The following is a 9,148-nucleotide window of genomic DNA, read 5'->3' on the forward strand; positions in this document are numbered from 1 at the left end:
GATTGGAGAAGACGAAGGAAGACGGCAGAAGGCGAGGGACGGTGATGGACGGCGACAGGGGGGGGCGGGTCCCGCCGCCGCGAGTCCCGCCCCCTGAGTGCTGTCAGCGGATCTTGCGCAGTACCTCCTCGGCGATCCACTCGAGCGCCTCCTCGGTGGCCCGCGCCTCCACGGGCATCCACAGCGAGCACAGGGAGATCCCGGCCGCCTCCAGCCCGGTCAGCTCCTCCAGGATGCTGTCGGCGGTCGGCGCGGGGCCCCCGAGCGGCCGCCCCGGCAGGTCCCGGGTCTGCCGGAAGCCCGGCGGGACGAGGAAGCACACCGTGGTCAGGTCCAGCGCCGCGGCGTCCCGGCCGAGTTCCTCGCCGAGCGCGGTCAGCCGCCGGCGCACGTCGAGGACGCCGGCCGCGTCGACACCGCTGCCGTGCCAGCCGTCCGCCAGCAGCAGTGCACGGCGCAGCGCCGCGTCACTGTGCCCGCCCACCCACAGCGGCGGTCCGCCGGGAGTCCGGGGCGTGACCCCGAGCGCGGCCTGGCGGAGCGTGGTGTACCGGCCGTCGAAGTCGACCGGCGCCCCGCTCCACAACTCCTTGATCACACGCAGGTGTTCGTCGGTGCGTGAACCGCGCTGGCCCACCGGCACGCCGACCGCGCCGAACTCCTGCGGGTTCCAGCCGGTGCCGACGGCCAGCGTGAAGCGCTGCCCGGACGCGATGTCCAGCGTGGCGGCCTGGTTGGCCAGCACCACCGGGTCGTAGTACGGGGCCACCAGCACACTCGTGGCCAGGCGGATCCGCTGGGTGGCCCCGGCGACGGCCGACAGCAGGATCAGCGGGTCGGCCGCCGAGCCGTTGGCGTTGGCCAGCACATGGCCGGACACCAGCGCGTAGTCGAATCCGAGACGTTCCGCGGCCAGCGCGGTCCGCAGACCCAGGCTGCCGTCGTCCGTCGGGAACGGGGGCTCCAGGGAAATGCCCAACTGCATGAGGGGAGGCCTCCACTTGATCGGAACAGGGATGTGCGGAAGAGAGCCGAGGAGAAGCGATGGGGATGCGGAACAGCTGCGGGACGGATGCGGGGCAAGGGCGGCGGGGTGCCGTCACCCGGTGCCGGACTGATCACCCGGACCGGCGCTCGGCCACCGCAGTGCGTCGAAGCCGAGCGCGACCGAGGCCAGGGTGACGTGGTGGTGCCAGCCCCGGAAGGACCGTCCCTCGAAGTCGGCCAGCCCGAAGTCCTGTTGCAGCCGGGCCAGGCTCGCCCCGGACACCGCCCGCAGCTGGGCGAGCGGAAGCACGTCCGCGAGTCTGCGTGCGGGCAGGTTCGTCAGCCAGTAGGCACGCGGCGCGGGCCGGCCGTAGGGCCAGTCCGTGACCAGGTGCCGGGGCCGCTGGGGCGGCTGTGTGCCCATGGCCCGCCCGCCGGGGCCCCCGCCGGGCGCCTCCGTCTGGAGCAGGGCCGGCATGGCCAGCACCTGGGACTGCCGCATCCGGGACGTGGCCCGGTCCTGCCAGGCGATCGGCACCCGCTTGCGGTGCTGCGCGGCGTGCCCGGCGAGTTCGAGGAGCGTGCCGCTGTGGTGCGGCGACCCGGCGCACGGCCGGGGCAGGGTGACCGCGACGGTGGGCGCGGCCTCCACCAGATAGGCCAGCCCGCGCGCCTCCAGCCCGCGCAGCAGCGGCGCCACGTCTCCCTCACCGCGCCAGTCGACCAGCACGGGCAGCGGCTCCAGCGCCCACTCCTCGAGCATCTCGTCGACCGCTTCGAGGATGTAGCGCCAGCGCGGCTTGCTGCGCTCGTCCGTCGGCACATGGGCCTGCGTACGCAGTTGCTCGTCCCGGTCCCAGCGCTGCGGCAGCAGCAGCCGCCAGCTGACCGGGACCCCGCCGTGCCGGCCCACCAGTGAAGTGGCGAGCGCAAGCTGACAGTTGACCGTGCGCTCCAGCGACGGCGCGTACTGCCGGGCCACGCCGACCGACCGGTCGCCGTTCTTGGCGAAGACGACCTCGTCGACGCACCAGGCCTCGGCCGGGAACGCCCGGGTGATCTGCCCGGCGAGCCGCTCGCGCACCGGCCCGCACGGCCACGGGCTCTGGTTGACGAACTGCTGGATCTGCTGCACGGCCCGGCGTCCCAGAACCTGTTCGGAGATCCGGGCCGGTGTCTTGCGGCCGGGGACGTCGAGCAGCCCCCGGACGTAGACCTCGCCCCACCGGCGCTGGTCGGAGCGGGGCAGCGTGCCGAAGAGGTCCTGACAGTAGGCGGAGAAGTCCGCCGTCCCGTACGGCGGGGTGTTCGGCACCTCGACCGTGAAGGGCATGGGGGGGAGGGTCGTGGTCACGGGTCTCAGTCCTCTCCGGCCTCGAGCAGGAAGGCGTCCGTGGCCTCCAGAGCCTCGCGGACCCCGGCGGGCAGCGAGCCGACGATGACGAAGTCGACGTCCAGGCCCGCCTTGGTCCGCTGCACGAGCAGCTCGTTGACCGCGGGCCGGCACATCTCGGTGACCTCGCTCAGGTGGAACTCCACCCGGCGTGGCCCGGCGGCCATCACCTCGGCCAGGACGCGGCGGAACTTGTCCAGCTCGATCGCGTCGAGGGCGCCGCCCAGGCGGACGTGCGCGGTGCCGCCGTCGAACTCGCTGCGCACCCGCAGCCGCATCTGCACCGGCTCCAGCTCGACCCGCACCCGCAGCGGTCCGTCGCCGTCCGGGAGCTTCACCGTCAGTTCCTTGGCGTCGAACTGGTGGTACGGAGTGCCGTCGACCCACACCCGGGTCAGCTCCACCGAGTCGGCCGGCAGCAGGTCGGGCGCCACCCGCAGCACCCGGTCCGGCAGGTCGCCCGGCCGCGGCCGGAAGTGCAGGGTGAGCGGTTCGTGGCTGACCAGCAGGCCGGTGTAGGCCGCCGACAGGTAGCACAGCTCCAACGCGTGGTAGCCGGACATCGAGTGCGAGCCCTTGAGCCGCTCGGTGCCCACCAGGTACGGGATCCCGCTGGCCAGCACGTTGAAGTAGACGCCGCCGTCCTGATGGTCGAGGAAGAAGGCGTTGTAGAACGCGGCGGCCTCCCGCGCCAGGCGCAGCGACTCGGGGTCGCCGGTGGTGCCGGCCAGGATCAGGTAGGCGAGGATCGCCTGTTCCTGCTGCCACCAGGCCTTGCGGTCGTGCCACACCACACGGTGGATACCGCTGTCCGGGTCGGGGCGCCGCTCGACCACGTCGTACCAGCCGCCGCGCTGCTGGTCGCTGCCGACCGGCGGCATGACCTCGCCGATCTTGCGGGCGGTCTCGGCGTACTCCGGGCTGTCGTGCAGCGCCCTGATCCTGGTCAGGTTCCAGGCGATCTTCAGGTTGTGCCCGACCACCGCCCGGTCCTGCTGCCAGCCCCAGGTACGGTCCGCGCTCCAGTCCTCGTGGAAGCGCTCCTGGACGAACGGGCTCTGCGCGTCGTCGGGGAAGTGCGCCACGATGGTGTCCGCGGTCTCCCGGAGCAGCTCGGCGAAGTCCTGGCGCCCGGTGGCCAGATAGGCGTTGATGAGATACGCCGGGGCGTGGTCGCCCACGGAGTTCCAGTTCTTGCGCGAGCGGTTGCGGCCGAGCGCGTCGTCGCAGGGGCTGAGGTTGATGGGGTCGATGTGCGAGAAGAAGCCCCCGCGCTCCTCGTCGCGGAAGTACCGCTGGAACAGCGCGACCGTGCGGTCGATGTCCGCCAGGATCCGCGGGTCCCCGGTCACCCGGTACGTCTGGGTCGGGCCGGCCAGCGCGTAGATCTGCTCGTACATCGGGATCGCGTCGTAGTCGTCGCCGAACTCGGAGGCGAACACCTTGCGCCGGCCGGTCGGGGTGATGTCCATCCCGTGGTACCAGTAGACGATCCCGTCCTGCTTGTCGTCGACGCGCATGTACTGCCGCAGGTACTCGGTGCCGCTCTCGGCCGCGTCCAGGAACCGGTCCTCGCCGGTCAGCAGGTACGCCGTGGCCAGTCCGTAGACCAGCCGGGAGATGGTGTCGGTCTCCTGGCGGACGTTCTGCGCGGCGTGTTCGGGCAGATGGGCGCCGTCCAGGGTGAGATGCGTGCGGTAGTCGTGCCAGTCGTAGGTGCCGTCGGGGAACTGGCCGCGCAGGTAGAAGTCGGCGATGGCGGCGGCCTGCTGCACCCACCACTGGGGGTGCTCGAAGACGTAGTGCCCCCGGCTCTCCTCGGGGAAGGTGATCTCCTTCGCCTCGAAGCGCGAGCCGCCCTCCCACTCGTAGAAGATCCCGTACGCGAACAGGTAGCGACCGGCGCCCAGCATGTCCTGGGTGTCCCCCGTGGTGTCACGGTAGGGGTCGCCGAGGTTGCGGACGACGCGCGAGACGACGTTGCGGGCCAGATGCACGGTGAACTCGCGGCCGTCGGTGGTGCGCAGCCCGAAGCGGTGCTCGGTGGGGCTGAAGTACGTGACGTAGCCGGCGAGGGTGTCGGAGAGGATGCGGTGGTCGGCGGTGGGACTCATCTCGTCAGGTGTCCTTCTCGTCGGGTAAGGCCACCAGCAGCACGACGCTGCGGCCGTGGGCGTGGAAGACGTCCGCCTCGATCGGCTCCTCCTGCCCGGGCGCCAGCAGGTCGCGCGGCCCGGTGCAGGCTGTGTCCAGCACCCGGTGCCAGGTGTGGCCGTCGATGATCGGCAGCTCGAAGTCGAGGCCCAGGTGGTACATGTTCAGGATCAGATGAAGGTCCGGGTCCCCCTGGAAGCCGCCCAGCGTCGCGGCCAGCACCCGGGCGTCGGCGTCGTCCCAGCCCGGGCAGAACAGCTGGGTGCCGTGCCAGGTGACGTCGGCCACGTCCCGCTCGTTGTGGCGCTCGGTGAAGAAGCGCGGGGTGCGGAAGGTCTTGAAGCGTTTGCGCAGGCCGATGACCCGTTCCGTGAAGGAACGTATCTCTGTCTCCTTCTCGGCCTGGTCCCAGTCCAGCCAGGAGGTCTCGTTGTCCTGGCAGTAGGCGTTGTTGTTGCCCTGCTGGCTGTTGCGGAACTCGTCCCCGGCCAGCAGCATCGGCACGCCCCGGCTGAGCATCAGCACGGACAGCAGGTTCTTGATCTGCCGCACCCGCAGCCGCTCGACCTCCTCGGAGTCGGTGGGACCCTCGACCCCGCAGTTCCAGCTGAAGTTCTCGTGCGCACCGTCGGCGTTCGACTCACCGTTGGCGTGGTTGTGCTTGTGGTTGTACGACACCAGGTCGTTCAGCGTGAACCCGTCGTGACAGGTCACGAAGTTGATGCTGTTGGTGGGCAGCACCTGCTGCGGGAAGAACAGGTCCGCGGAACCGCCCAGCCGGGAGGCGATCTCCCCGACCAGCCCGGCGTCCCCGCGCACGAAGCGCCGTACATCGTCCCGGAACGGCCCGTTCCACTGTGCCCAGCGCTTCCCCGGGAACCTGCCGACCTGGTACAGCCCGCCACCGTCCCAGGGCTCCGCGATGATCTTCGTCTCGGCCAGCACCTGGGACAGCTCGATCGCCCACAGCGCGGGCGGTACCGCCATCTCGTAGCCCATGGGACCCCGGGACATCTCGGAGGCCAGGTCGAAGCGGAAGCCGTCGACGTGGTGCTCGGTGACCCAGTACTCCAGGCACTCCAGGATGAACTTGGTGACCATCGGGTGGTTGGCGTTGACAGCGTTGCCGCAGCCCGTGAAATCCATGTAGCGGCTGCGGTCCTGCGGCCACAGGTGGTAGTACGCCTCGTTGGCCGCACCGCGGAAGCTGATCGTCGGGCCGTACTCGTTGCCCTCGCTGGTGTGGTTGAAGACCACGTCGAGGATGACCTCGATGCCCGCCCGGTGCAGCGCCTTGACCATGTCCCGGAACTCCGTGATGTGCCCGGCGAGATGGGGCTCGGCGCAGTACCCGGTGTGCGGGGCGAAGAAGCCGTAGGGGTCGTACCCCCAGTAGTTGCGCAGCGGTGTGCCGTCCGGGCCGATGCGCAGCGTCTGCGTCTCGTCGAAGTCGAAGACCGGCAGCAGTTCCACGGCCGTGACGCCGAGCCGCTGGAGTTCGGGGATCTTCTCCATGACCGCGGAGAAGGTGCCGGGATGGGCGGTGTGCGAGGTGGGTGACGCGGTCAGACCGCTCACATGGGCCTCGTAGATGACCGTGTCCGCCATCGGGGTGCGCAGCGGGCGGTCGCCCTCCCAGTCGTAGTCGTCGAGGTCGACGACCAGGCTGCGCATCGAATGTTCGACGTTGTCGCCGCTGCCGATGGCGTGGGAACGGTCCCAGCAGCTGTTGATGTTGGCTCGCGCGTACGGGTCGAGCAGCACCTTGCGGTGGTTGAAGCGGGCGCCGGAGTGGTGGGTGTTGCGGGGACCGTCGATGCGGTACGCGTACACCTGCCCCGGGCCCAGGCCTGCCACATGGCAGTGCCAGAAGTGGAAACTGCGGTGCTGCTCGGGATGGAGCCGGATCACCCGCGCCGGCCGGGGGGCGTCACAGCGGTCGAAGAGCAGCAGATCGACCCGCGTCGCGTGTTCGGAGAAGACGGAGAAGTTCACCCCGTCGGCGTCGACAGTGGCGCCCAGTGGCTGAGGACGCCCCGGACCCACTCTCGAGACGGCCTCCGGCCGGCGCTCCAGCGTCAGGCTTCCCTGGACCTTCACAGAGCTTCACCTCTTGTCACTTGAGTTGTCGAGCGACAGTCAAGTCCTGGATCAGGACAGGGCTGACGCTGGCCGTGACGTGGCGGGCCGCACGCGAACCAGTCAACAAGGCCTGTAAGGTTCAGTCAAGCGACTTGTAAAACCGGAAGGTTGCGCGCAGTGGGCGCGAGGGTGGGGCGGTGGGCGGGACCTGGCACTTCTCCGGGTGATCCGGGCGTGCAGGAATCTTGCGGAATCAGACCGCACGCTCAGAGGGTTCCGTCACACCCGACGGACTCGGCCGTCCGTGAACTCCGTGGGCGGAAAACGTGGAAACGCGGAAACGCGGAACCGCGGAACCGCGAAATCCCCCCGGCCGCTCAGCGGCCGGGGGGATTCGGCTGGTGTCCGAGGGGGGACTTGAACCCCCACGCCCGATAAAGGGCACTAGCACCTCAAGCTAGCGCGTCTGCCATTCCGCCACCCGGACAAGGTGTCTGTCGTGCGGGGCTTCCCCCGCGGCGACGACGTAAACATTACCAGGCTTTCGGGGGTGGCCGATCACAGGTCGCCGGGCGGCCGCCCGCCCCGCGTGAACGAGGTGTGACGGACCGGGAGCGGTCTTGGGCCCCGGCCTGCGGAGGGGGAGGATGAGGGGAACCACCAGCAGTGACAGCGGGAGGAACCAGCGTGAGCCAGACGGACACGGCCAAGGGCGTCACCGGCGAGGACGAGGTCGTCGACCTCTGCCGCGAGCTGATCCGGATCGACACCAGCAACTACGGCGACCACTCGGGTCCGGGTGAGCGCAAGGCGGCCGAGTACGTCGCCGAGAAGCTCGCCGAGGTGGGCCTCGAACCGCGGATCTTCGAGTCGCACCCGGGGCGCGCCTCCACCGTGGCCCGGATCGAGGGCGAGGACCCGTCCCGGCCCGCGCTGCTGATCCACGGCCACACCGACGTCGTACCGGCCAACGCGGCCGACTGGACCCACGACCCGTTCTCGGGCGAGGTCGCGGACGGGTGCGTGTGGGGCCGCGGCGCGGTCGACATGAAGGACATGGACGCGATGACGCTCGCGGTCGTGCGGGACCGGCTGCGCAGCGGGCGCAGGCCGCCCCGCGACATCGTGCTCGCGTTCCTCGCCGACGAGGAGGCGGGCGGCACCTACGGCGCCCGCTACCTGGTCGACCACCACCGTGACCTCTTCGACGGCGTCACCGAGGCGATCAGCGAGGTGGGCGGCTTCTCGTTCACCGTCAGCGAGCAGCGCCGGCTCTACCTCATCCAGACGGCCGAGAAGGGCATGCACTGGATGAAGCTGACCGTGGCCGGCACGGCCGGGCACGGCTCGATGATCCACCGGGACAACGCGATCACCGAGCTCTCCGAGGCCGTAGCCCGGCTCGGCCGGCACCGCTTCCCGGTGCGGGTCACCAAGACGACCCGGGCCTTCCTCGACGAGCTCGGCGACGCGCTCGGCACCGAGCTCGACCCGGAGGACATGGAGGGCACCCTCGCCCGGCTCGGCGGCATCGCCAAGCTCATCGGCGCGACCCTGAGCAACACCGCCAACCCCACCCAGCTGAACGCCGGCTACAAGGTCAACGTGATCCCGGGCGAGGCGACCGCGCACGTCGACGGCCGTTTCCTGCCCGGCTTCGAAGAGGAGTTCCTGACCGACCTCGACCGGATCCTCGGACCGCACGTACGGCGTGAGGACGTGCACACGGACAAGGCCGTCGAGACCACCTTCGACGGGGCGCTCGTGGACGCCATGCAGTCCGCGCTGCTGGCCGAGGACCCGGCCGCGAAGGCGATCCCCTACATGCTCTCCGGCGGGACGGACGCCAAGTCCTTCGACGACCTGGGCATCCGGGGCTTCGGCTTCGCTCCGCTGAAGCTGCCGCCGGAGCTGGACTTCGCCGGCATGTTCCACGGCGTCGACGAGCGAGTGCCCGTGGACGGCCTCCAGTTCGGCGTGCGCGTGCTCGACCGCTTCATCGACGCGTCCTGAATCCGCCCGGGGAAACGACACTTCGGAATCGGCAGCGCGTGCGGTCAGCACTGAGAAGAGTGAATGGTCTCATTAGCTCGTAGCCTCGGCGAGACCTCCTCGTTACTGGTGATGCGATCCGCGGCTTTGGATCGCTTTGCCAACAAGGAGGAATAATGATCAAGAAGGTCGTCGCTGCTGCGGCTGCCACCGGTGGTCTGGTTCTCGCGGGCGCGGGCCTGGCTGTCGCCGACTCCGGTGCCCAGGGTGCCGCCGTGCACTCCCCGGGCGTCGCGTCCGGCAACGTCATCCAGGTGCCCGTTCACGTCCCGGTGAACGTCTGCGGCAACACGATCTCGGTGATCGGGCTGCTGAACCCCGCCTTCGGCAACACCTGCGTCAACGACTGACGTTGCCCTTCTGAGGGTCGTCCATGCCGTCGGCCCCGGAGCGCGCGCCATGCGCTCCGGGGCCCCCCCGGCTTTGCCGGCCAAGGTCCAAGACACGCATTACGCAAGCGAGAGGTGACCCCCCCAGGGC

The 9,148-nt window shown here is 70.1% G+C and carries 6 protein-coding genes and 1 tRNA gene; 2 read left to right on the forward strand and 5 right to left on the reverse strand.

What is annotated here, in order from left to right; genetic code table 11:
* Nucleotides 1–103 precede the first annotated feature (103 nt).
* From ACFV0T_RS27955 to ACFV0T_RS27975, 5 genes are all read right to left on the reverse strand, one after another.
* Nucleotides 104–985, reverse strand: a complete 882-nt coding sequence (locus ACFV0T_RS27955; protein WP_385784714.1) for a TIGR03619 family F420-dependent LLM class oxidoreductase — start codon at nucleotides 983–985, stop codon at nucleotides 104–106.
* A 114-nt stretch (nucleotides 986–1,099) separates the two neighbouring features.
* Nucleotides 1,100–2,341: an IS701 family transposase gene (locus ACFV0T_RS27960; protein WP_385784717.1), complete on the reverse strand. Its 1,242-nt coding sequence runs from the start codon at nucleotides 2,339–2,341 to the stop codon at nucleotides 1,100–1,102.
* A 5-nt stretch (nucleotides 2,342–2,346) separates the two neighbouring features.
* Nucleotides 2,347–4,494 (reverse strand): AGE family epimerase/isomerase, encoded by a 2,148-nt coding sequence (locus tag ACFV0T_RS27965; protein ID WP_385784720.1) that lies wholly within the window; start codon nucleotides 4,492–4,494, stop codon nucleotides 2,347–2,349.
* A 4-nt stretch (nucleotides 4,495–4,498) separates the two neighbouring features.
* Complete coding sequence (glgX, locus tag ACFV0T_RS27970; RefSeq protein WP_385784723.1) at nucleotides 4,499–6,634, reverse strand: glycogen debranching protein GlgX; 2,136 nt, start codon at nucleotides 6,632–6,634, stop codon at nucleotides 4,499–4,501.
* A 381-nt stretch (nucleotides 6,635–7,015) separates the two neighbouring features.
* A tRNA-Leu gene (locus ACFV0T_RS27975) sits at nucleotides 7,016–7,103 on the reverse strand.
* A gap of 200 nt (nucleotides 7,104–7,303) precedes the next feature.
* Here ACFV0T_RS27975 and ACFV0T_RS27980 point away from each other — a divergent pair.
* Nucleotides 7,304–8,629 (forward strand): M20/M25/M40 family metallo-hydrolase, encoded by a 1,326-nt coding sequence (locus tag ACFV0T_RS27980; RefSeq protein ID WP_385784726.1) that lies wholly within the window; start codon nucleotides 7,304–7,306, stop codon nucleotides 8,627–8,629.
* 155 nt (nucleotides 8,630–8,784) lie between these two features.
* The gene (gene chpH / locus ACFV0T_RS27985; RefSeq protein WP_385784729.1) at nucleotides 8,785–9,018 is read left to right on the forward strand and encodes a chaplin ChpH; all 234 of its coding nucleotides are present in this window, start codon (nucleotides 8,785–8,787) and stop codon (nucleotides 9,016–9,018) included.
* Nucleotides 9,019–9,148 lie beyond the last annotated feature (130 nt).

Origin of the sequence: Streptomyces sp. NPDC059582, from assembly GCF_042735715.1 — a bacterium.
GTDB lineage: Bacteria > Actinomycetota > Actinomycetes > Streptomycetales > Streptomycetaceae > Streptomyces.